Source organism: Sphingomonas sp. TX0543, assembly GCF_048565505.1.
In the GTDB taxonomy this organism is placed as follows: domain Bacteria; phylum Pseudomonadota; class Alphaproteobacteria; order Sphingomonadales; family Sphingomonadaceae; genus Sphingomonas.
In genome coordinates, this window is sequence record NZ_JBLZUS010000004.1 from 82,413 (window position 1) to 106,110 (window position 23,698).

Consider the following 23,698-nt stretch of genomic DNA (forward strand, 5'->3'; position numbering starts at 1 on the left):
TGATCTGTTTGCGAGCAGGAGCCCATCCGATTGCGAGCGGCTACAGATATTGACCAACCTTCGGGTCAAGCGATGCCCAGGCGACGTCCGGCTCTGCGTGCCGTTCGCCCCTGGCGGACGCCTCAGCCGTGTGCTGAGCGCTGGTCACGTCGTGTTGATCCTGAACCGAGGTTCGCTCACAAGATGCCAGAACCAGTATCGCTGCCGCGACCAGAAGCCGTTCGAAGGGGATCATATTGTTACCTGTTCTGTCTACCGATCCTGACATTCAGCCTCTAGCAGGCCGACGATCGCATCGAAAGTTGTCGGCCACGTTTGGTGTCGACGTGGATGGCTGATCTGACGTGACCCCCGTTTCTTCATCCATCTGGAACTAGAGACCGGCCCCTCGAAGGGACGGACGGAATGAAGCGGAAGCAGTTTTCGGAAGAGCAGATCATCGGCATCCTGAAGGAGGCCGAGGCGGGGGCGGTGGTGACGGAGCTGTGCCGCAAGTACGGGATGTCGAGCGCGACCTACTATGCGTGGAAGGCGAAGTTCGGCGGCCTGGAGGTGTCTGACGCCAAGCGCCTGCGGTCGCTCGAAGAGGAGAACGCCCGGCTCAAACGGCTATTGGCGGACACGATGCTCGACAACGCGGGGTTGAAAGACCTGCTATCAAAAAAGTGGTGACGCCCGCCGCGAAGCGGCAAGCGGTCGCGCATCTCCAGGCGACGTTAGGGATGAGCGAGCGGCGGGCGTGCATGGTTGTTGGTGCAGACCGCACGAGCATGCGGTATCGCTCGTGCCGGGCAGATGATGGCGACCTGCGGTCGCGTTTGCGTGAGCTGGCGCAGCAGCGTCGGCGGTTCGGCTATCGGCGTCTGCACATCCTGCTTCGCCGGGACGGCATCACGATCAACCGCAAGAAGACCCAGCGGCTCTATCGTGAGGAAGGGCTGACTGTCAGGCGCCGGAAGGGACGAAAGCGCGCCGTCGGCGCGCGGGCGCCCGCGCCGGTGCTGGCACTTCCCAATCAGCGCTGGAGCCTGGACTTCGTGCACGACCAGCTCGTTACCGGCCGACGGTTCCGCGTGCTCAACATCGTCGACGACGTCACGCGCGAATGCCTCCGGGCGGTAGTGGACACGTCAATCTCGGGCCGGCGGGTCGTGCGCGAACTGGCCGATCTGATCGCCGAGCGCGGCAAGCCGAAGATGATCGTCAGCGACAACGTCCTATGTCAGGAAGCAGCGGCGGGTTTTGGCCAGCAGATATCCATGCGCCGACAACCGTCGGCGCGGCATGCAATCTGAGCCAGATGGCTCCCACCGTCAACGGGATCGCTCCCTGCCATAGCAAACACAGGATCCAGCAGCGCCGAGGCGGCCGTGGTCCTCACCATCCTTAAAACGAGATACGCACCCAGGTGGAAGGCCCGAACATTATCTACAGGGTCGCTCGACGAGCGCCCTCACGGCACTTGCAGAGAGGGGTCCTTCCACCTGGCATCCGACCGTTCGAGGAACGGCCGGTACTCTGTCCCCGTCTTGATGACGGCGTGAGCCACGCGCGCCATCTTGGCGGTGAGCGCCGTCATCGCCTTGCGGCGACGGTCGGCATCGTCCGCGTGCCCGGCGACATATCGTCCGAGCTTGTCGCGGAAGCTGTTGTCGCGCTGACGCGCGGCGACCTGGGCAGCCATCCAGAAGGTCCGGCGCAGGCGCGCATTGCCGTACTTGGACAGCTTCGTGCGGCCACGGAACGTGCCTGACTGACACGTTGCGAGATCGAGACCGCAGAACTTCAGGAACTGACGATGATGGTTGAAGCGCCGCAGATCACCGGCCTCGGCCAGGATGGTCAGCGCGTTGATCGGACCGATGCCCGGAATGTTGCGCAGCAGCTGGTAATCGACGTCATCGGCGAGCCGCGCATGGGCCAGCCGCTCGATCTCGTCTCGCTGGTGGATGAGGCTGCGGCCCTGCGCGATGACCATGCGGAACATGGTGATGGCGGCTGAGCTCTCCGGCACCGGCAGTGCCGTCGAGGCGGACGCCGTCTCGTAGATGTCGTTGATGAGGCGTGCCTTGGAGACCTTGCGGCCGATGAGCGGCCATGCCGCGGCCGAGAACGCCTCGCGGTCCAGCGCCGTGATGGTGGCCGGCGTCGGAAACCGCTCGATGAGCGCCAGGAACCAGTCGGACCGGCTGTTGCCTGCGAAGCGGGCGATCTCGGGGAAGTACAGCGGCAGGTAGTGGGTCAGGATCCGATGCCAGGTCTGCGTCTTCATCCTTGAGATCGTCTCGTGAGTCTTCGAGAGCTCCTGCAGGTCGTTGATTCCGGCCACCAGCGGGTCGACGTAGCGCTGCGTCGCACCGATCCGCAGCATGTGCAGGATGACCTGCGCGTCCTTGGAGTCGTTCTTGTCCCAGCCGTTGTGCAGCGCCTCGCGCGTTCTGGCGAGCGCGACCGACGAGATGAGGCGCAGCTCGAACCCTGCCGTCAGCAGCCGGTGCGCCAGCGTACGATGGTAATTACCCGTCGCCTCGAACCCGACGATGATAGGGCGCCCGATGGCAGCGAGTTGCTCGGCAAAGCCGTCATAGTCCTGCCTGGTCGCCATGACGGTCATCCGCCGGCGCCGGCCGCCTTCCGGTCGCTCGATGAGAACCTCCTGTCGGCTCTTGGACATGTCGATGGCTACCAGCACGGCGCCGGCAGGCGTAGAGGTGAGCTTGGTCATGGTCGGTCGGCCTCCAAAGTGTTGTCTCGACAACCTCACTTTAGATACCTGCTGACCGGCCATGGCTTGCCCTGATGAAGTCTACGGCCGCTACGCGGCCTTGTCTTCATCAGGGCCATAGCGGCTCCCGAACCAGCGCTTCCCAATGTGCTACGGGACTGAACTGACGTCGAACGCGGTGCTCGTCTGGTCGGGAGATGTCGGCGTCGAGTGGCACTACATCGCGCCTGGCAAGCCGACGCAGAATGGCTTTGTCGAGAGCTTCAACGGTCGCATGCGCGACGAGCTGCTCAACGAGACGCTGTTCTTCACCATCGGTCAGGCCCGCTCGATCCTGTCGCGCTGGGTCGACGACTACAACACCGAGCGGCCGCACTCGTCGCTCGGCTACGCTACTCCGGCAGCCTTCGCTGCCGGGCTCGAACAGCAACGGGCGGGGTTAACCCCGCCCGTTGCTTCACCTGCGCTCATGCGCGACAACACCCGTCGGTCTCTGGTTGCCGCTGGATGAAAGACCGGGGTCACGTCAGCGGCGATCCTGGCCGAGTTGGAATGTGAGGAGGCGCAGGGTTACTATTTTGCCCGTCCGATGGAGGAAGAAGCGCTGCGGCTATGGCTCGTTGCCTCTCCGCAAGAAACATCCGTTGCAGCCTGACTGACACCTAGATCTGCCGACATACTTGGCGCAAGCTGATCGACACCGCCGCTGAACATAATGCACAGCGGCGGTGGCGATCGGCGTCGATAAGCGTCCTGTTCCCGGTTGTTCCGCTAATCAGCCGTGCGGCCGCATGACAACCTTGATTACACCTTCCTGCTTGTCACGGAACTTGGCGTACATCTCGGGCGCGTCCTCAAGACTGGCCGGATGCGTAATCACGAAGCTGGGATCGATCTCGCCCGCGACGATCTTATCCAGTAGCGGCTTGGTGAAACGTTGCACGTGGGTCTGCCCAAGCTTGATCGTCAGCCCCTTGTTCATCGCTGCACCGATCGGAAGCTTGTCACCCATCCCGACGTAGACGCCGGGCACGGACACCGTGCCGCCCTTGCGGCAGCTTATGATCGCCTGCCGCAGGACGTGGACGCGATCAGTGGCGAGCATCATGCTTGCCTTCACCTTGTCCATGACCGCGTCCGCCGCCCCGTGCGCGGCCGCCTCGCAGCCGACAGCATCGATGCAGCTGTCGGGGCCCCGGCCCTTGGTTCGCGCCTGCAGCTCGTCATAGACATCGGTTTCGGCGAAGTTAATCGTCTCAGCGCCACCGGCCTCCGCCATGGCGAGTCGCTCGGGCACCTCGTCGATCGCGATCACGCGGCCGGCGCCCATCATCAGCGCGGAGCGGATGGCGAACTGGCCGACCGGACCGCAGCCCCAGATCGCGACGGTGTCGCCATGCTCGATTTGCGCATTCTCGGCGGCCATGTAGCCGGTCGGGAAGATATCCGATAGGAAGAGGGCCTGCTCATCGGTAACGTTGTCGGGAATCTTGATCGGACCGACATCCGCCATCGGCACGCGAAGATACTCCGCCTGGCCGCCGCAGTAGCCGCCCAGCATGTGGCTGAAGCCGAACAGCCCGGCGGGCGAATGGCCCATCGCCTTGGCGGCCATCTCGGCGTTCGGATTGGTTTGATCACAGGCCGCAAACAGACCCTTTTTGCAGAACCAGCAATCGCCGCAGCTGATCGTGAACGGCACCACCACCCGGTCCCCGATCTTGAGGTTGGTGACCTCGGACCCGAGCGCCACGACCTCGCCCATGTTCTCGTGGCCGAGGATGTCGCCGGCCTCCATGGTGGGCTGGTAGCCATCCAGCAGGTGAAGGTCCGACCCGCAGATCGCGCAGGCGGTTACTTTGATGATCGCATCGCGCGGGTGCTTGATCTCGGGATCCGCAACGGTGTCGACGCGGACATCGCCTTTACCGTGCCAGCATAGTGCGCGCATGTCGTTTCCTCATCTGAGTGGATGTCCCTGTCGTCAGGGCCATGTCTATGACGCTCAACGCCTTGAGCCGCGGCATGGGTCCCTGTCCATTTGATTCGTTTACATCAACGAGCGGCCGTAAAACGGCCGTACGGCCAGCGGGTTGAACGCAGACGGCATGCCCGGCTTGAAAGCCAGCAAGATAATGAAGTGGGTCGCCCAGGCCGTGCAGCCGGCCGACACGATGGTGACAGGTTCTCACAGGCTGCGCGTCTTCCGCCCTGAGCGTACGGCATGGTCGGCCAGGGCAAAGGACGCATAGATACCGCAGAGGCAAACCAGGCCCGCGAGCAGCACCAACTACGGATCGTGGTCGTGCCGGACGCAGTCGAAAACCTGTACGACCTGGGACTACATCATGCTCGGCTAACGGCAAGGCATTACGACATCCTCAACCGGTTCATATCGGCTTTCCCTGGCTGTGATCCAAGACCAAGGAAGCCGCAGTCGGGTTCTGCGCAGCCATGAGCACTTACGTTGCCGAGCCCGCGCCTGTCGTCCGAACCGGCAACCATGCTCGACTGACAGAACTTGATTTTCGCTCCTCCGGGTCGGTTCCCAGTCGCTACAAAGATTTATGCCTCGCACCGCCGTGGCGCTGGTGGCATTAAGGGCGTGATCGGAGGATTACGTCCATGGCACGCAAGAGCATCAAAAGCGACGCGGTGAAACTCAAGGGCGAGACGGCCAAGAAGGCACCGCCGCTGCCGGCGGGTGCCGACCAGCCGACGAACTATGCCGAGCAGCAGGGCCATGGCGGCGAAACCCGCCAGACGACCTCGGACGCGGCACTTACCATGACCACGCAGCAGGGCATCCCGATCGCGGATGCCCAGAACAGTCTCAAGGCGGGTCTGCGGGGCCCCACGCTGCTCGAAGACTTCATCCTCCGCGAAAAGATCTTCCATTTCGATCACGAGCGCATCCCGGAGCGCGTCGTCCACGCACGCGGCTATGGCGCGCACGGCGTGTTCGAACTGACCGACAGTCTGGCCGACTACACCCGCGCCGACGTGCTGAGCACGGTCGGGCAGCAGACGGAGGTGTTCGTCCGCTTCTCAACGGTAGCGGGCAACAAGGGCTCGCGCGATCTGGCGCGCGACGTGCGCGGCTTCGCCGTCAAGATGTACACGAAGCAGGGCAACTGGGACATCGTCGGCAACAACATCCCGGTGTTCTTCATCCAGGATGCCATCAAGTTCCCCGATCTGGTCCATGCGGCCAAGCAGGAGCCCGACCGGGCGTTCCCCCAGGCGCAAACCGCACACGACAATTTCTGGGATTTCGCCAGCCTCACCCCGGAAGCCTGGCACATGATCATGTGGATCATGTCCGATCGCACGATCCCCCGCTCCTTCCGGACGATGGAGGGCTTCGGCGTCCATAGCTTCCGCCTGGTGAACGCGGAAGGCAGGTCGACCTTCGTCAAGTTCCACTGGAAGCCGCGCCAGGGGCTCCAGTCGGTGCTGTGGAATGAGGCGGTCAAGATCAGCGGCGCCGATCCCGACTATCATCGCCGCGATCTTTGGGAGGCGATCGAGTGCGGTGACTTCCCGCAATGGGATCTCGGCGTCCAGCTGTTCGATCAGGAAACCGCCGACAAGCTTCCCTTCGACCATCTCGACTCGACCAAGCTGATCCCCGAGGAGGACGTGCCGGTCCGCATCGTCGGTACGCTCACGCTCAATCGCAACGTCGACAACTTCTTCGCCGAAACCGAGCAGGTCGCTTATTGCACGCAGAACATCGTGCCGGGCATCGACTTCAGTGACGACCCGCTGCTGCACGGCCGCAACTTCTCCTATCTCGATACCCAGCTGAAGCGGCTCGGCAGCCCGAACTTCACCCACCTGCCGATCAATGCCCCGCGCTGTCCGGTGATGAACTTCCAGCAGGACGGCCACATGGCGATGCGCAATCCGAAGGGGCGCGTGAACTATGAGCCGAACAGCTGGGGCGCGGAAGGCGGTCCGCGCGAGAACCCGGAGATCGGCTTCACCAGCTTCCCCGCTGAGGTTCAGGGGACCAAGCAGCGGATTCGGTCCGAAACCTTTGCCGATCATTACAGCCAGGCGCGGCAGTTCTATCTCAGCCAGCAGCCGATCGAGCAGAAGCACATCGGCGACGCGCTGGTGTTCGAGCTGTCGAAGGTAGATCGTGTCGACATCCGGGCCCGGGCGGTCAGCCACCTGCGCAACATCGACGAGGATCTCGCCGCTACCGTTGCGAACGGGCTCGGCCTCGACCTGCCGGACGCCGCCAAGGCGGCCAAGCCGACGCTAGACCTGCCGACATCGTCGGCGCTCTCGATCGTCGCCAACGGCCCGGCGAATTTCGCCGGGCGAAAGATGGGCCTGCTGCTGACCGATGGGTCGAGCGCCGAGCTGTTCAATGCGCTGACCAAGGCGCTGGAAGCCGAAGGCGCGGTCTGGGAGGTGGTCGCGCCGAAGATCGGCGGGGTCACGCTCGACGACGGCACCAAGGTCGCGGCCAAGCAGAAGATCGACGGCGGACCTTCGGTCCTGTTCGATGCCGTCGCGGTGCTCCCGTCCGAGGAGGGGGCTGCGATGCTCGCCAAGGATGCGGCCTCCAAGGACTTCGTGGCGGACGCGTTCGGCCACTGCAAGTTCATCGGCTACACCGATGCAGCCGCCACGTTGTTCGACGCTTCTCGGGTGCCGGAGCTTGACGATGGCTTCGTAGCCCTAAGCAAGAGCAAGGACGTCAAGGCGTTCGTCACGACCTGTCGTGACCTCAGGTTCTGGGCTCGGGAAATGAAGGTCGATCTCGACGCGGCGGCCTGACGACCCTGGCGGGAGCGGCAGGTGGACGTCCTGCCGCTCCACTTAACGGCAAGCCTCATATCGCACGGACGTGGGACGCGCTGCCTCGCTCGCGTTCAACGGGATCGGGTCATACCATCGGCGCGGGCCGCGGTAACGACCCAGCGGCCGGTGCGGCGCGCGGTGCGAACCGTCCAACAACGCCCGGTCTCTGCGAGGAACCGGGCGTGGATCCCTGCCGCATGCTGGACGAAATCGTAGAAATCGATCCTGTGGTGCGCGAGCACGATGATGCCGCCTGGGCGCAGGCGAGCGGCCATCTCACGCGCAAACCGGGCCATCTCTCGCGCTGAGAGGTAATACAGGATCTCGGCGATCACGATCACGTCATAGACGAGACGTGGCGGACGACCGGGGAGCACGAGCAGCGATGCGCACGCACGAGGCCAGGCCGCGACGGCGCGTGCCGTCAGGTCGACCCCCTCCCTCGTGCCCTCGGTCGCATCGAGGCGCAACGCCATCCTCGCGATCGCGGCACTGTTGGATCCGTTGCCGCTGGCCAGCTCCAGCACCCGTCCGACCGGTCGGTGACCTATTGCGTGCAGGATCGCGGCACGCTTCACCGCCTCGTCACGGGCGGTGAAGGTGCGCCAGGGATCGTCGTCGCCGGCGAACTTGGCGGCGAACCCGGCAAGATCGATCGGGCTCGTCACTTCGAACCCGGCCGGTAGCGCTCGACCGGACGAGCAAAGGCCGCAAGCTCGTGTCTCGCGATCGTGAAGCCTGCTGGGTCATCGGAAACGGCGCCGAGCTGCGTCCGGTAGACGCGGATCAGGGACCGCTTAACCGGAACTCCTCCAGGCACAGCGATGCGCCATGCCGGTCCGGACCTGTCCGGGCGAGGCGGCCACACGCGGTAGGTCAGCCGACCGGCGCCACCCGGGCATCCGGCTACGGCCGCGGCTACGGCGCGGTGATCGGGATGGTCGTCATCGCAGGCCGGTCCGACGATGAGATCGAGATCCCGGCATCGTGCGACCTGGCGGCGCAGCGCGCGATAACAGCGCCCCGGGATCGAGGGCAACTGGCCATCGGGCAAATTGAGGAACGAGACGTCGCCAGCAACGATGCCGAGACGACGTAGCGCATGAAGGCTCTCACGCTGGCGAGCCGCGACCAGTCGCGTCCTCGGCCATTTTCGGCTGCCCCGGTGAGATGCGGCACCATCGGTCACGACCGCAACCCGGACCCGAGCTCCATGGCGGCGAAGCCGCGCAATGAGGCCTGCCGCGCCGATGACCTCGTCATCCGGGTGCGGGGCGATCACCAGCGCGACACGCACGTTTCGCAGCGCGATCCTCACAGGATGGGGTCGAGGATGTGCTCGGCGACAGCCTGGCCGACGCGAAGGCGATGCGCGTCAGGCGCCGGCTGGCGCAGGTACACCATGAGATCGGCGATCTTTGCCGCCAGCGGATGCGACAGGAACAACCCCTGCAGCCCGACCGCCTCCTGCGCGATCGTCAGGGCGCGCTCGGCAAAACCGGCGATCGATAGCCGCGCAGCGGACACCCGGGCGAGGCGTTCCGCATCCGTCCCGCTGAACCAGGCGCCCGCCGTGTCGCGGATGCTCGCCGCTGCACCCTGGGCAAGCAGGAACAGGTCGGCGAGCCGTGATGCCTGGAACGGATCGGAAGCGCGCTCGTGGGTGGTCAGGTGGTCACGCACTGCATCGAGCAGACCCGCGATACCGCCGGCATGAACCGCGGCGAGGCGCAGCGCGCCTCCGCTGAAGAACGGCTCCCGCGCGTAGCTGCCGGGCTCGCCGATCGGGTCATCTTCACCGATCGCGGCGCGGGACCAGCGTACCAGATGTGTCTCCGACCGCTGCATGCCGATCGTCTGCCACCACTCCCGATCGATGGCAGGCGGATCGGCATCCAGGTCGAGCAGGAGCAGCTGCGGCCCGCGATCGCTATCCGCGGTCACCAGCGCGTGAGTCAGTATCCCCGCCCCCGATGCATAGCCCTTGCCGCCGGTCAGCCGTCCGCCGGTAAGCACCAGCGGCTCACCCGGCAGGCCCGCATTCCACACACCCAACGTCGCTCCCGCAGCGATCCGCGCCCGCAACGCAGCGACCTGGGACGACGTGCCGTATCGAAATACGATCTGCACCGCATCGACATGCCCCTCCAGCAGGCGACCGACGGGGAGATCCCGGCGTCCCGCGGCGTAAAGAGGGCGGAGCAGTTCCAGATATGCCTCGGGAGTCGCCGGATCGCCGACGGGGTCGGTCGCCCACCCCGCCGCGACGATCGCATGGCGCAGAGCCTCGACCGTCGTCATGCCGCCTGCTCGCAAAGCTGGTTCTCGAGCGTTGCCAGGGCATGCTCGGCCTCAGCGAGGGTGACATCGGGTATATCGGGCAGTGCCGGCACGACACGCATCGCGAACGCCTCGGCATTGGGACAGTCGCGCGCGACACCGATCACATGGTCACCGGTCAATCCGATACGGTCGCCGAAGCGGGCTGCGACAAAGAAATCGGGGAGCCCAGCCCAGATGCGGCGCGCCTCCGCCTGCTGCCGGTATTGCCATGCCGCCCCTCGCGGATGCGGCATCGAGGGTGCCCCATGATGGTCGATGGCGCTGAGCGCAGCGGCCATGCCTCCCGGTGCCCGGCCGAGCCGCCGTGAGGAGGTCGCAACCACCATGCCGGGATCGCGGCGCACGCGAAAGCCGGCGCGCCCGGCATCGTCGAGCAGGGCGGCGTCCTCGCCGCATGGCACCGGCTGGAAGCCGCCCAGCGCCTGATAGGCTCCGGGTCGGAAGGCCATGTTGGCGCCTCCTGAGCAGTGGGAGCCGGTCGGACTGTCCCACGGAACGGGGTCGACCGATCGTCGGTAGGCGTGAAGCCGATCGAGGTAGCGCTCGACCCTCCCCTGCACCGGATCCCGCTCCGCTGCGATCCGGACGATTCGCCCGGCGACAAGGTCGGCCGAGGCCAGGCCCTGCAGTGCCGCCCTGACCCAATCGGCACGGGGCTGGCTGTCGGCGTCGGTCGTCAGGAGAATACCGTGGGGCGTGCTCGTCGCATGATGCAGGCCGAGGGCGATGGCGGCCCGGCGTGCACGACCGGCATTGGCATCAGGGGACGGGTCTCCCTGAGCCACCGTGAAAGGAAGGGCCATGCGACCAGCATGCTCGCGTATCACCTGCTCGCTCGCATCCGAGCAATTATCGAGGAGGAAGAACACGGCAGCCTCGACGTCGCCCAGGTCCAGTCGCCCGATCGCCTCCAGCAACTTCGGTAACGCAGTCTCCTCGTTGCGGACCGGAACACAGATCGCAGCTGACACAGGTCGCAACGGCACCCCCACCATCGGTTTCGCAGGACCGGCGACCCTGCCTTGCAGGACTGTAGGTGATAAACGCCGGTTTCGATAGCTGCTCGCGGTGATGCAAGATGCCAGATCGTCATGCAGGACTCCGGTTTGCCGGGTCTCGACCGAGAGATCGGCGTCGGGTTAGGTAGCCGTCGCGGTTCGCGCCGGACACCTACAAGCTGCAGTTCGACATGGCGGGCTACCCGGACGCGAAGGCGGCGCCATTCTTCCCCGAGATCGATCCCGTGTTCGGCGTCACCAACCCTGCCGCGCACTACCATGTGCCGGTCGTGGTCAGCCCCTTCGGCTACTCCACCTACAGGGGCAATTGATCACCGATCACGCCTCGATCCCTGCCTGGTGCATCGGCTTATAGAGCTCGTGCTCAAGCGACCGCAGGTAGCGGTCGAGGCGCTCTACCAGTGTTGCGACGTACGCAGCATAGGCTGGAACGTTCGAAGCTATCGCGTTGCTGCTCCAACGCCGTATGTGGTCGGAGTAGCGCAGTCGAAGCTCGCGATCCTCTTCCATGATCCGCTCGTAAGTCGGCATCTGATCGGCGAAATAGCCTCGAGCCTCCTTGTTCCAGCCCTGCTGTGTAGGCAGATGCTCCCGTACCGTATTGGCCAGGTTCATTCGTAGCCGGCCGAGGTCGGTAAGCGGAGGTCCAGCCCTGACGCAGTCACGAAGTGCGTAGGCAGCGGCGCGGATCGCCTCGTGGGAGCGCCTGCTATCACCGGGCCTCATCATCTCGTTCTACTCGCCATCATCTTACTAGCCGTCATTGCTGGCGCGCCGCGCGCCGATCATGGCCGTCGCACGCTCCGTCGCCACGCGCGTGTCGTTGGCCAGCTTCTTGACCTCCGACGCCACCACCGTGAAGCCCCGGACTGCCTCGCCCGCCCGCGCCGCCTCGATGGATGCGTTGAGCGCGAGCAGGTTGGTCTGGGCGGCGATGCCGCCAATCGCGGTCACGATCGTGTCCAGCTCGGCCACCGTGTCCTGCAGCGCCTGTCGGCGCAGGTCGAGCGATCGCTGCATCGCCTCGCTCTCAGCAAGGCGGTGCTCGGCTTCCCGCTCCAGCAGCACCTGGCGCGTGATGTCGGTGGCGATCTTAACGACCTTTCTCGGTCGGCCGTCGGCATCGAGGATCGGGTTGTAGGAGGCCTGGATCCAAATCTCGCGGCCGTCATGCCCGATCCGACGATATCGCCCCGCATCGAACTCACCCCGCGACAGACGTTCCCAAAGCCTCGTGTAAACGGCCGAGCGCGCCTCGGCAGCGTCGCACAACATGCGGTGGTGCTGGCCCACGAGCGCCTCGCTGTCGTAGCCCAGCATGGTCTGCGCGTTCCGGTTGGCGGACAGGATCAGCCCGTTCAGATCGAACTCGATCACGGCCTGGCTGCGATCGACGGCCGCATCGCGGCCGGCGAACTCCGCATCGCGCTCACGCGCCTCGGTAATGTCGGTCGCGAACTTGACGATCTTCAGCGGCCGTCCGTCCGGATCGAGGATCGGATTGTAGGTCGCCTGCAGCCACACGTCGCGGCCGTCCTTGCCGATCCGGCGGTATAGACCTGCGTCGAAGGCACCGCCGGCAAGCTTGCGCCAGAACGCGGCATAGTCTGGCGAGCGCGCATAGTCAGGGTCGCATAGGAGGCGATGGTGACGGCCGATGACCTCGGCCCGGCTATAGCCCAGCGCGTCGAGGAAGTTCTGGTTGGCCTCCAGAATCGTTCCGTCCAGCCCAAGCTCGACGACGGCCTGACTGCGGTCCATCGCCTTTGAGCGCGCCTCGAACTCGGCGCTGCGCAGTTTCGCATCCGTTACGTCGGTGGCGAAGCCGACGATCTTCACGACCCGGCCGTCCGCATCGAGAACCGGGTTGTAGGTTGCCTGGAACCACAGGTCGCGGCCCTCACGGTCGCGCCGCTTGAAGACGCCCGTCATGTGCTCGCCGCGGCCAAGCGTCTCCCAGGCTGCTGCATAAGCGGCACTCGAGGCGAGGTCGGGCGGACACAGAATCCGGTGATGCTCGCCCGCGACATCCTCCGGTGCATAGCCGAGTGCCTTGAGATAGCCGTTACTGGTCGCGAGGATGATGCCATCAGGGGCAAGCTCGATCGTCAGGGCCGAGCGCCGCATCGCCAGCGTGAGCGCTTCGAACTCGGCGTTGCGCTGCCGGCTCTCCGTCATGTCGGACGCGAACTTCACGATCCTCACCGGGCAACCATCCGGGTCGAGCACCGGATTGTAGGTGGCGCGAAACCACAGCTCGCGGCCATCCTTGCCGACGCGGCGGTAGGTCCCGACATCGAACTCGCCCCGGCCGAGCTTCGCCCAGAAGGCAGCATAGTGGGCTGTGCCGGCGTAAGCGGGGTCGCAGAAGATCCGGTGATGCCGCCCGACCACCTCGTCGCGCGCATAGCCCGTCAGGCGCAGGAAGACGTCGTTGGCCTCAAGGACAGTGCCGTCGGTTGCGAACTCGATCACTGCCTGGCTGCGATCGAGCGCCGCGAGCCTCGCCGCTGAATCGGCAGCCGCCAGCTTGCTCACCGTCACGTCGGTTGCGACCTCCAGAACCCGGATCGGTCGCCCCTTCTCATCGAGCACCGGGGTGTAGGTCGATTGCAGCCAGACGACACGGCCGTCCTTCGCGGCGCGCCGGTACTCACCGGTCTGGTGCTCGCCGGCAGCGAGCTTTGCCCAGAACGCCGGATCGCTCGATCCTGGTGCCCTGACACCCATGTCGTGCGTGCGATCGGGGAGCCCTGCAATTTCGTCCAGCCGGTAGCCCAGCGTATCGAGGAAGCTTTCGTTCGCCCAGCGGACGGTGCCGTCGAGGTCGAACTCGGCAACGAGGCTGGAGCGGACCAGCGCCGCCCAACCCGCATCCGTTGTCCCGCGCGCGCGCAAGGCGAGCACGGCGCGCGCCTTGGCGGCGCCGACCGTCACGACCAGGACGGCCAGCGCCGCAACAGCGATGAGCGGAGCCATCAGGTCGGGCGACAGCACGATCCCGCCCGTGCCAGCTGCGGATCCAGGGATCACGGCGCTGATCGCGGCCATGCCGGTGAAGTGCAGCAACAGGATCGCCAGCGTCAGCAGAGCGGCAGCGGCAGTTCCCGTCCCCATGCCGCGGCGAGCAATGGAGAGGTACAGCGCCGGGGCGACCGGCAGCACTGCGAGGACGACCGAGGCGACGATCAGGACGGACGAGAAGCGGAAGGTGCCCGGAAACAGGACGGCGCTCATGCCCAGATAGTGCATGGCCGAGATACCCGAGCCGACCATCGCCGCGCCAACGACATAGCCGATGCGGTCCTGCCTGAGGACGCACGTCCGCAACCCGGCCCAGGTCACAACGATGGCGATGGCCAGAGACGCCAGGGTGCGTCCCGGCAGGTAGCCGACCACAATGCCTGGATCGTAGCCGAGCATCGCGATGAAGTGGGTCGCCCAGATCCCCGTGCCCGACGCAAAGGCCGCGCCGAGCAGCCAGCGGGACCGCTCGCGCGCCGGCGCGGCGCCGAGATGGCGCAGCAGGAATACGACGCTGCCGGTCGCCGCGATGCAGACCAGGGCCGCGAGCGCGACCAGCCACTTGTTATGCTGATGGGTCAGACAGAAGAAGACGTCGAACATCTGTTGCGCCCTTTCACGCCGCGAGAACTTGATAGGGTGCAGCACCGCAAGTTCGCCGCCTAACATCAACCCCCTGACGAGGTCCGCACTCCGCTAATATACGCCGCGAGTTGTGCCGAATGTTCTGACGACGGACAATGCTGACGGGAAGTCTGACTTCAGTGCAATGCGGCCTGCTGGACTCGCTGCTGCTGCAGCACAATGCAGGCCGCATCAGCATTCTTGCCTGGATCCGCCAACCACCCGGTAGACCGGGACGACGTGCCTTCGCGGAAATTCTCGAGCGATTGTCCACATTGCGGGCAGTCGGCTTGGAGCCTGAAGTTGTAGCCCCAGTCCATCCAGAACGACTGCGGCGCCTTAATCAGGAGGGCGTGCGGCTCACTGAGCAACATCTATCCGTCCTGAACCCGATCCGTCGCCGGGCCATTCTGGCTGCCACCGTTGCCGAAATGCAGATCGCCCTGACTGACGATGCCGTGATGATGTTCGAACGTTTGATCGCACAGATGTTCCGGCGTGCCGAGCCCCGGGAAGAGGCTGCGCTGAAGCGCGACAAACGCACCATCAATGGCAAAATTCGTCTGCTGGCCCGTCTCGGAACTGCGATCATTGATGCAAGGGACAGCGGTGCAGATCCTCTCAGCGCCATTGAAGAGGTTATCGGATGGGACGATCTCGGTTCCGAGATCGAGGAAGCCAAGCGACTTGTCCGTCCCGATCCGCTCGATCCCGTCGAACTCGCGCGATCGAACCTGCCGATCCTGCGACAGATCGGTCCGGCCTTCGTCGCAAGCTTCACCTTCGGTGCGGTGCCTGCCTGTGTGGGTCTTGCTCGAGCCATCGCGACAATGCGCGATCTCGGAAGTGGCCGCCTGCGCAAGCTACCAGCAGATGCCGCGCTTGGTTTCGTCCGACCGGCATGGCGGCGACGGATTGGCCGAGCCGGTCTTGATCGCCGTATTTTCGAGTTCTGTGTCCTCGCCGAGTTGCGGGACCGCTTGCGAGCGGGTGACGTGTGGGTCGAAGGCAGCCGGCGATACAGAGCCGTGGAGCAGCAACTTATCTCCACCCCGGTGTTCACTGCTATGAGGGCCGCTGGTCCATTGCCTGTCCCGGTCGCCGATACGGCCGCAGTCTGGCTCGAGGAGCGCAAGGCGCTCCTTTCCCGAAGGCTGGCCGAGGTGGACGCAAAGGTGGAAGCGGACGCGCTCGAAGATGTGCACTTTTCAGGCGGCAAGCTGCGGATATCGCCACTTCGAGCCATCACACCGGAGGAAGCCGAAAGGGCACTCTCTCCCTTGTATGGCCATTTGCCGGCCATCCGCATTACTGACCTGCTGGCGGAGGTTGATCGTTGGACCGGCTTCTCGAAATGCTTTACCCATCTCACCACGGGCCGCGTACATGATGATCCCCGCACTGTCCTGACAGCGGTTCTTGCCGACGCCACCAATCTCGGCCACGCCCGCATGGCAGAGGCCTGCGATTTGGTGAGCCAGCGCCAACTCGGTTGGCTTGCGGCATGGCATTTACGCGAAGACAGCTACGGCGCCGCCTTGGCGATGTTGGCCGATGCTCAGCATCGCATGACGCTGTCAAATGTGTTCGGCGATGAAAATGTGTCGAGTTCCGATGGCCAGAACTTTCCACTTGATCGCCGCGCGCAGGCGACCGGTTCTGTCAATCCCCACAAGGGCAGTGAACCTTCGGTATCCTTCTATACTCACGTCTCGGATCGCTATGCGCCGTTTGATGCCAAGGTTATTTCCGCCGGTGCGAGCGAGGCAGCCCACGTCCTTGACGGCCTGCTGCATCATGGTGCCGAACTTGCGATTGAACGCCACCATACCGATGGCGGCGGCATTTCCGACCATGTTTTCGCGCTCTGCCATTTGCTGGGGTTCCAGTTCGCACCGCGAATTCCCAATATCGCCGCCCGGCGCCTCCACTTGTTCCGCGATGCGCGGCCAGGGCCGACCATAGCCCCGATGGCCGCGCAAGCCATTGATGAACAGCTCATCGCTAGCCACTGGGAAGACATCGTCCGCCTCGCAACATCTATCCGGACCGGAGTCACGAGTGCCTCCGCCATGCTCGAGCGCCTTGGTTCATATCCGCGCGCCAACGGCCTGGCGCTGGCGCTACGCGAGATAGGCCGGGTTGAACGGACGCTTTTCACCCTAGACTGGATCGAAAAGCCGGAAGAACGGCGCCGTGCTACGCGCGAACCGAACAAGGGCGAGGCGCAGAACGCCCTCAAGCGCGCGATCTTCTTTCACCGCACCGGCCGGATACGCGACCATGAGCTACAGGCTCAAGGACACCGAGCGTCCGCGCTCAATCTGGTGGCTGGAGCCATTGTCCTCTGGAACACGACCTACCTCGAGGCGGTGCTTCGCCATATGGAGCAGCAAGGAAAGGAAATCCCGGCCGAATTTCTCCAACATCTGTCACCGCTGGGCTGGCAACACATCAATCTGACCGGCGATTACCTTTGGACGGATCATGACTTAACGACCGGCACGCTACGGCCGCTGCGCCAAAAGATCGGCGCTACCGTGCCCCAAAAGGCTTAGCGTATATCTGTGCCCTTTTTATGTGACGCCCCCGTCTAGCTCGGGACGGCGAACATCGCGATTGCGGCCGCGCCCATCACCGCCGTCGCGAGCCATCCGAAGATCTTGAGCGGGGCCGATGCGACGAACTCGCCCATGATGCTGCGCTTCGACACCACGATCATCAGTCCGATCAGCACCGGCACTGCCGCGATGCCGTTGATGACGGCGCTCCAGAACAGCGCCTTCATCGGGCTGATCGGAGACCAGTCGATGGCGAGCCCCAGAACCATGCCGAGCGTGATGACGGCGTAGAAGGCCTTAGCCCTCATCGGCTCGTGTTCGAGGCTCGCCGTCCATCCACCGATCTCGCACACCCCGTAGGCGGAGGATCCCGCAAGAACCGGCACCGCCAGCAGCCCGGTGCCGATGATGCCGAGGCTGAAGATCACGGAGGCGAGGCTTCCCGCCACCGGTTTCAACGCCTGTGCTGCATCGGCCGCGCTCTGGATGTCGGTCTTGCCGGCCGCGTGGAGGGTCGTCGCCGTGCCGAGCATGATCGCCAGCGCGACGATGTTGGACACCGCCATGCCGGCGAACGTGTCCCATCGGATCCGGCTCAGCGCGTCGGGAGCTTGGGAGCGTTTCTCCCTGAGAGGCTTCCGCTCCTCGATCTGGTCGAGATCCTCGACCTCCTGCGCGGCCTGCCAGAAGAAGAGGTAGGGGCTGATCGTCGTCCCGAAGATCGCCACGACCGTGGTCACGGCGCCGGCTCCTGCGATCGACGGGATGGTCAGGCCGGCCGCCGCCGCCTGCCAGTCGACCTTCACTATGAAGATCAGCGCGATGTAGGCGAACAGCACGAGCGTCAGCCATTTCAGGACGTTCACGTAGCGGTGGTAGGGCACGAAGAGCTGAAGAAGCAGCGAGAGGACGGCGAAGAACACGGTGAAGGCGTGTGGTCCGTCTCCGATCACGAGCGCCGAGGCCTCGCCCATTGCGGCCAGATCGGCGCCGACGTTGATCGTGTTGGCGACGAACAGCAGTCCGATCAGGGCGATGACGAGCCAGCGCGGCATGACCTTACGGAGGCTGTTGCCGAGGCCATGTCCAGTGACCCGTCCGACCCAGGCGCTTGCAAGCTGGACGGCGACCATGAGGGGATAGCACAGGGTCATGGTCCACATGAGACCGGTGCCGAACTGGGCGCCGGCCTGCGAATAGGTGGCGATGCCGCTGGGGTCGTCGTCGGCTGCGCCCGTCACGAGCCCGGGCCCCAGCCTCCTGACCTTGTCGAGAATACCCACCTCGTCCTCCCCGTCCTGATCGGCTGTGGCTGGATTGGTCCTAGGCACCGGCCGTGTCGCCACGCTGGCGGCGCACCCACGAACATAGGCTATTTGCGACCGGCGGCAAACGCGCTGATCTCGATCAGCGCCGTCGAGGTTGTCGGCCGCGCGCGCGGAACGAAGCGCGCTCCGGACGGTTGCGGTTTCGATTGGAGACGACTGTCCGCCGTCAGCACCAATGGCACAGATTTGAGGTTGTGATTTAAGGAGGATCTGGGCTTCGTCGTAGTGACGAAGGAACGAAGATGAAGCCCAGATCCTGCGATGTAAAATCGCCCGCCAAGGCCCCAGCAGAGCGGATAGTGAAGGACATCCGCCGACAGACCCGGCGCCACTTTTCGGCCGAGGACAAGATCCGCATCGTGCTGGATGGCCTGCGCGGGGAAGACAGCATCGCCGAGCTATGCCGCAAGGAAGGCATTGCCCAGAGCTGTGGATCGGCGTGGAAAAGGGACCCCGGTAGCGGGGTGATCGGCGTCGAAAAGGGACCCCTCATCCCGGTGGTCTAGGCTGTTCGCTTGGCGGTGTGTCAGGCGGCGAGAGCGGGATGCTGGTATTGGAGACGGTGTTGAGGATCCGGCGCGAGCACGCGTCGGGGAAGGCCATCAAGGCGATAGCGCGGGACCTGCACCTGTCGCGCAAGGTGGTGCGCAAGGCGATCCGGGCGCCGGAAGCGGACATGGGTTATCGGCGAGAGGTGCAGCCGCTGCCGAAGCTGGGTCCGTTTCAGGCGCGACTGGATGCGTTGCTGGAGGAAGATGAGGCACGGCCGCGGCGCGAGAAGCTGCGCCTCACGCGCATCCACGACCTGCTGCTACGCGAGGGGTTCGATGGCTCGTACGACGCGGTTCGCCGTTATGCGGCCCGCTGGCGGCAGGCGCGACGTCGCGATGTGATGGATGCGCCGGCGTTCATCCCGCTGCTGTTCCGACCGGGCGAGGCCTACCAGTTCGACTGGAGCCATGAGGACGTGGAGATCTCGGGCAAGCCGATGCGCGTGAAGGTCGCGCATGTGCGAGGGACTGTCAGGAATTTTGTGCGGGAGGCCATAGGATGGAATGGAAGGGACCATCGATATGGCAATCGACAAGGACGTTTTGGACCAGCTTCTGGCTGGTCGTGACCCGCAGGAGCTGTTTGCAAAGGACGGTCTGCTCGACGAGCTGAAGAAGGCGTTGTCGGAGCGGATGCTGTCGGCTGAGCTCGACGATCATCTGGAAAGCGAAGGCGCCGCAGGCACCATCAACCGGCGCAACGGGTCATCGAGAAAGACGATGCTGACGGGCACATCGAAGGTGACGCTGGACGTGCCACGCGACCGGGCGGGGACGTTCGACCCGAAGCTCATCGCCAAATACCAGCGCTGACGTGACCCCGGTCTTTCATCCAGCGGCAACCAGAGACCGACCGTGGTTTTCGCGCATGAGCGCAGGTGAAGCAACGGGCGGGGTTAACCCCGCCCGTTGCTGTTCGAGCCCGGCAGCGAAGGCTGCCGGAGTAGCGTAGCCGAGCGACGAGTGCGGCCGCTCGGTGTTGTAGTCGTCGACCCAGCGCGACAGGATCGAGCGGGCCTGACCGATGGTGAAGAACAGCGTCTCGTTGAGCAGCTCGTCGCGCATGCGACCGTTGAAGCTCTCGACAAAGCCATTCTGCGTCGGCTTGCCAGGCGCGATGTAGTGCCACTCGACGCCGACATCTCCCGACCAGACGAGCACCGCGTTCGACGTCAGTTCAGTCCCGTAGCACATTGGGAAGCGCTGGTTCGGGAGCCGCTATGGCCCTGATGAAGACAAGGCCGCGTAGCGGCCGTAGACTTCATCAGGGCAAGCCATGGCCGGTCAGCAGGTATCTAAAGTGAGGTTGTCGAGACAACACTTTGGAGGCCGACCGACCATGACCAAGCTCACCTCTACGCCTGCCGGCGCCGTGCTGGTAGCCATCGACATGTCCAAGAGCCGACAGGAGGTTCTCATCGAGCGACCGGAAGGCGGCCGGCGCCGGCGGATGACCGTCATGGCGACCAGGCAGGACTATGACGGCTTTGCCGAGCAACTCGCTGCCATCGGGCGCCCTATCATCGTCGGGTTCGAGGCGACGGGTAATTACCATCGTACGCTGGCGCACCGGCTGCTGACGGCAGGGTTCGAGCTGCGCCTCATCTCGTCGGTCGCGCTCGCCAGAACGCGCGAGGCGCTGCACAACGGCTGGGACAAGAACGACTCCAAGGACGCGCAGGTCATCCTGCACATGCTGCGGATCGGTGCGACGCAGCGCTACGTCGACCCGCTGGTGGCCGGAATCAACGACCTGCAGGAGCTCTCGAAGACTCACGAGACGATCTCAAGGATGAAGACGCAGACCTGGCATCGGATCCTGACCCACTACCTGCCGCTGTACTTCCCCGAGATCGCCCGCTTCGCAGGCAACAGCCGGTCCGACTGGTTCCTGGCGCTCATCGAGCGGTTTCCGACGCCGGCCACCATCACGGCGCTGGACCGCGAGGCGTTCTCGGCCGCGGCATGGCCGCTCATCGGCCGCAAGGTCTCCAAGGCACGCCTCATCAACGACATCTACGAGACGGCGTCCGCCTCGACGGCACTGCCGGTGCCGGAGAGCTCAGCCGCCATCACCATGTTCCGCATGGTCATCGCGCAGGGCCGCAGCCTCATCCACCAGCGAGACGAGATCGAGCGGCTGGCCCATGCGCGGCTCGCCGATGACGTCGATTACCAGCTGCTGCGCAACATTCCGGGCATCGGTCCGATCAACGCGCTGACCATCCTGGCCGAGGCCGGTGATCTGCGGCGCTTCAACCATCATCGTCAGTTCCTGAAGTTCTGCGGTCTCGATCTCGCAACGTGTCAGTCAGGCACGTTCCGTGGCCGCACGAAGCTGTCCAAGTACGGCAATGCGCGCCTGCGCCGGACCTTCTGGATGGCTGCCCAGGTCGCCGCGCGTCAGCGCGACAACAGCTTCCGCGACAAGCTCGGACGATATGTCGCCGGGCACGCGGACGATGCCGACCGTCGCCGCAAGGCGATGACGGCGCTCACCGCCAAGATGGCGCGCGTGGCTCACGCCGTCATCAAGACGGGGACAGAGTACCGGCCGTTCCTCGAACGGTCGGATGCCAGGTGGAAGGACCCCTCTCTGCAAGTGCCGTGAGGGCGCTCGTCGAGCGACCCTGTAGATAATGTTCGGGCCTTCCACCTGGGTGCGTATCTCGTTTTAAGGATGGTGAGGACCACGGCCGCCTCGGCGCTGCTGGATCCTGTGTTTGCTATGGCAGGGAGCGATCCCGTTGACGGTGGGAGCCATCTGGCTCAGATTGCATGCCGCGCCGACGGTTGTCGGCGCATGGATATCTGCTGGCCAAAACCCGCCGCTGCTTCCTGACATAGGACGTTGTCGCTGACGATCATCTTCGGCTTGCCGCGCTCGGCGATCAGATCGGCCAGTTCGCGCACGACCCGCCGGCCCGAGATTGACGTGTCCACTACCGCCCGGAGGCATTCGCGCGTGACGTCGTCGACGATGTTGAGCACGCGGAACCGTCGGCCGGTAACGAGCTGGTCGTGCACGAAGTCCAGGCTCCAGCGCTGATTGGGAAGTGCCAGCACCGGCGCGGGCGCCCGCGCGCCGACGGCGCGCTTTCGTCCCTTCCGGCGCCTGACAGTCAGCCCTTCCTCACGATAGAGCCGCTGGGTCTTCTTGCGGTTGATCGTGATGCCGTCCCGGCGAAGCAGGATGTGCAGACGCCGATAGCCGAACCGCCGACGCTGCTGCGCCAGCTCACGCAAACGCGACCGCAGGTCGCCATCATCTGCCCGGCACGAGCGATACCGCATGCTCGTGCGGTCTGCACCAACAACCATGCACGCCCGCCGCTCGCTCATCCCTAACGTCGCCTGGAGATGCGCGACCGCTTGCCGCTTCGCGGCGGGCGTCACCACTTTTTTGATAGCAGGTCTTTCAACCCCGCGTTGTCGAGCATCGTGTCCGCCAATAGCCGTTTGAGCCGGGCGTTCTCCTCTTCGAGCGACCGCAGGCGCTTGGCGTCAGACACCTCCAGGCCGCCGAACTTCGCCTTCCACGCATAGTAGGTCGCGCTCGACATCCCGTACTTGCGGCACAGCTCCGTCACCACCGCCGCCGCCTCGGCCTCCTTCAGGATGCCGATGATCTGCTCTTCCGAAAACTGCTTCCGCTTCATTCCGTCCGTCCCTTCGAGGGGCCGGTCTCTAGTTCCAGATGGATGAAGAAACGGGGGTCACGTCAGCGCCGTTTCCCCGACTTCGACGACAAGATCGTCTCGATGTACGCGCGCGGGATGACGGTGCGCGAAATCCGCGGGCACCTCGAGGAGCTGTACGGGATCGACGTCTCGCCGGACCTGATCTCGACCGTCACCGATGCGGTGCTGGAGACGGTTGCCGAATGGCAGGGTCGGCCGCTCGACGCCTGCTATCCGCTGGTGTTTTTCGACGCGATCCGGGTGAAGATCCGCGACGAAGGGTTCGTCCGCAACAAGGCGGTCTACATCGCGCTGGGCATTCAGCCGGACGGGACCAAGGAGGTGCTCGGCATCTGGATCGAGCAGACCGAGGGGGCCAAATTCTGGCTGCGCGTCATGAACGAGCTCAGGAACCGCGGCGTCGCCGACATCCTGATCGCCGTCGTCGACGGCCTGAAGGGGTTCCCGGAGGCGATCAACGCTGTCTTCCCCGAGGCCATCGTCCAGACCTGCATCGTCCATCTGATCCGCAACAGCATGAGCTTTGCGTCCTGGAAGGAGCGCAAGTTCATCGCCCAGGCGTTGCGCGGCGTCTACCGTGCCGAGACGCCCGAGGCCGGCATGGCTGCGCTGGAGGCGTTCGAGGCAGGCCCCTGGGGCCAGAAACACCCGGCCATCGCCATAAGCTGGCGGCGACACTGGGACCAGGTGATCCCGTTCTTCGCCTTTCCCGAGGGCGTCCGCCGGATCATCTACACTACGAACGCCATCGAGGCCCTGAATTCGAAGGTTCGCCGTGCCGTCCGTACCCGCGGCCATTTCCCCGGTGACGATGCCGCGATGAAGCTGTTATATCTCGTGCTCAATCACGCGGCGGACGAATGGAAGCGCCCACCGCGCGAATGGGGTGAGGCCAAAAGTCAGTTCGCCGTAATCTTCGGTGAGCGCTTCGTCATCTAATGACGGTAACCGGCCTCCCGCACAAAATTCCTGACAGTCCCATGTGCGACTGTGCGCGTCGCGGG

General features: G+C 64.7%; 9 protein-coding genes and 12 pseudogenes. 10 read left to right on the forward strand and 11 right to left on the reverse strand.

All coding sequences use genetic code 11. The annotated features are described in order from the left end of the window. Positions 1 to 405 precede the first annotated feature (405 nt). Positions 406 to 1,214: pseudogene (locus tag ACM61V_RS20025) on the forward strand (IS3 family transposase); the annotation flags it as partial. Between the two features lie 214 nt (positions 1,215 to 1,428). Here the strand turns inward: ACM61V_RS20025 and ACM61V_RS20030 are convergent. Beyond that, positions 1,429 to 2,725: pseudogene (locus tag ACM61V_RS20030) on the reverse strand (IS110 family transposase). Positions 2,726 to 2,879: 154 nt separating this feature from the next. On the opposite strand from ACM61V_RS20030, the pseudogene ACM61V_RS20035 reads away from it, so the two are divergent. Further along, positions 2,880 to 3,236: pseudogene (locus tag ACM61V_RS20035) on the forward strand (integrase core domain-containing protein); the annotation flags it as partial. 264 nt (positions 3,237 to 3,500) lie between these two features. On the opposite strand, the gene ACM61V_RS20040 reads toward ACM61V_RS20035, so the two are convergent. After that, positions 3,501 to 4,676, reverse strand: a complete 1,176-nt coding sequence (locus ACM61V_RS20040; protein WP_419714604.1) for a zinc-dependent alcohol dehydrogenase — start codon at positions 4,674 to 4,676, stop codon at positions 3,501 to 3,503. A gap of 674 nt (positions 4,677 to 5,350) precedes the next feature. Here ACM61V_RS20040 and ACM61V_RS20045 point away from each other — a divergent pair. Continuing rightward, entirely contained in the window at positions 5,351 to 7,519 is a 2,169-nt protein-coding gene (locus ACM61V_RS20045) for a catalase (RefSeq protein WP_147036812.1), read from the forward strand. Positions 7,520 to 7,614: 95 nt separating this feature from the next. On the opposite strand, the gene ACM61V_RS20050 is transcribed toward ACM61V_RS20045, so the two are convergent. Genes ACM61V_RS20050 through ACM61V_RS20065 form a run of 4 tightly spaced genes read right to left on the reverse strand, consistent with a single transcriptional unit; the run spans position 7,615 to position 10,872 of the window. Continuing rightward, positions 7,615 to 8,211: a class I SAM-dependent methyltransferase gene (locus ACM61V_RS20050; RefSeq protein ID WP_147036813.1), complete on the reverse strand. Its 597-nt coding sequence runs from the start codon at positions 8,209 to 8,211 to the stop codon at positions 7,615 to 7,617. Continuing rightward, complete coding sequence (locus tag ACM61V_RS20055) at positions 8,208 to 8,861, reverse strand: PIG-L deacetylase family protein (RefSeq protein WP_076711214.1); 654 nt, start codon at positions 8,859 to 8,861, stop codon at positions 8,208 to 8,210. The genes ACM61V_RS20050 and ACM61V_RS20055 overlap by 4 nt, the downstream gene beginning before the upstream one ends. Then, entirely contained in the window at positions 8,858 to 9,844 is a 987-nt protein-coding gene (locus ACM61V_RS20060) for an acyl-CoA dehydrogenase (RefSeq protein WP_147036814.1), read from the reverse strand. The genes ACM61V_RS20055 and ACM61V_RS20060 overlap by 4 nt, the downstream gene beginning before the upstream one ends. Next, entirely contained in the window at positions 9,841 to 10,872 is a 1,032-nt protein-coding gene (locus ACM61V_RS20065; RefSeq protein WP_419714605.1) for a glycosyltransferase, read from the reverse strand. Before ACM61V_RS20065 ends, ACM61V_RS20060 begins: the two co-directional genes overlap by 4 nt. Positions 10,873 to 11,054: 182 nt before the next feature. Here ACM61V_RS20065 and ACM61V_RS20070 point away from each other — a divergent pair. Next, a pseudogene (locus tag ACM61V_RS20070) lies at positions 11,055 to 11,216 on the forward strand (hydroxyisourate hydrolase); the annotation flags it as partial. A 7-nt stretch (positions 11,217 to 11,223) separates the two neighbouring features. Here the strand turns inward: ACM61V_RS20070 and ACM61V_RS20075 are convergent. Continuing rightward, positions 11,224 to 11,520 carry a hypothetical protein gene (locus tag ACM61V_RS20075; protein WP_419714606.1) on the reverse strand — a complete coding sequence of 99 codons (297 nt, stop codon included), beginning with the start codon at positions 11,518 to 11,520 and terminating at the stop codon, positions 11,224 to 11,226. 138 nt (positions 11,521 to 11,658) lie between these two features. Beyond that, positions 11,659 to 14,532 (reverse strand): PAS domain S-box protein, encoded by a 2,874-nt coding sequence (locus tag ACM61V_RS20080; protein WP_307724551.1) that lies wholly within the window; start codon positions 14,530 to 14,532, stop codon positions 11,659 to 11,661. Between the two features lie 140 nt (positions 14,533 to 14,672). Here ACM61V_RS20080 and ACM61V_RS20085 point away from each other — a divergent pair. Beyond that, positions 14,673 to 17,111 (forward strand): annotated as a pseudogene (locus ACM61V_RS20085) (Tn3 family transposase); the annotation flags it as partial. A 35-nt stretch (positions 17,112 to 17,146) separates the two neighbouring features. On the opposite strand, the gene ACM61V_RS20090 reads toward ACM61V_RS20085, so the two are convergent. Continuing rightward, the gene (locus ACM61V_RS20090; RefSeq protein WP_147037467.1) at positions 17,147 to 18,397 is read right to left on the reverse strand and encodes an NRAMP family divalent metal transporter; all 1,251 of its coding nucleotides are present in this window, start codon (positions 18,395 to 18,397) and stop codon (positions 17,147 to 17,149) included. A gap of 287 nt (positions 18,398 to 18,684) precedes the next feature. Here ACM61V_RS20090 and ACM61V_RS20095 point away from each other — a divergent pair. From ACM61V_RS20095 to ACM61V_RS20105, 3 pseudogenes are all read left to right on the forward strand, one after another. Then, a pseudogene (locus tag ACM61V_RS20095) lies at positions 18,685 to 18,894 on the forward strand (transposase); the annotation flags it as partial. 92 nt (positions 18,895 to 18,986) lie between these two features. Next, positions 18,987 to 19,457, forward strand: a pseudogene (locus tag ACM61V_RS20100) (IS21 family transposase); the annotation flags it as partial. Between the two features lie 58 nt (positions 19,458 to 19,515). Beyond that, a pseudogene (locus ACM61V_RS20105) lies at positions 19,516 to 19,803 on the forward strand (transposase); the annotation flags it as partial. 18 nt (positions 19,804 to 19,821) lie between these two features. On the opposite strand, the pseudogene ACM61V_RS20110 reads toward ACM61V_RS20105, so the two are convergent. Further along, positions 19,822 to 20,178, reverse strand: a pseudogene (locus ACM61V_RS20110) (integrase core domain-containing protein); the annotation flags it as partial. 154 nt (positions 20,179 to 20,332) lie between these two features. Between ACM61V_RS20110 and ACM61V_RS20115 the strand changes: the two are divergent. Continuing rightward, positions 20,333 to 21,629, forward strand: a pseudogene (locus tag ACM61V_RS20115) (IS110 family transposase). Positions 21,630 to 21,843: 214 nt separating this feature from the next. Here ACM61V_RS20115 and ACM61V_RS20120 read toward each other — a convergent pair. Further along, a pseudogene (locus tag ACM61V_RS20120) lies at positions 21,844 to 22,652 on the reverse strand (IS3 family transposase); the annotation flags it as partial. A 63-nt stretch (positions 22,653 to 22,715) separates the two neighbouring features. On the opposite strand from ACM61V_RS20120, the pseudogene ACM61V_RS20125 reads away from it, so the two are divergent. Beyond that, positions 22,716 to 23,633: pseudogene (locus ACM61V_RS20125) on the forward strand (IS256 family transposase); the annotation flags it as partial. Positions 23,634 to 23,698: the final 65 nt, after the last annotated feature.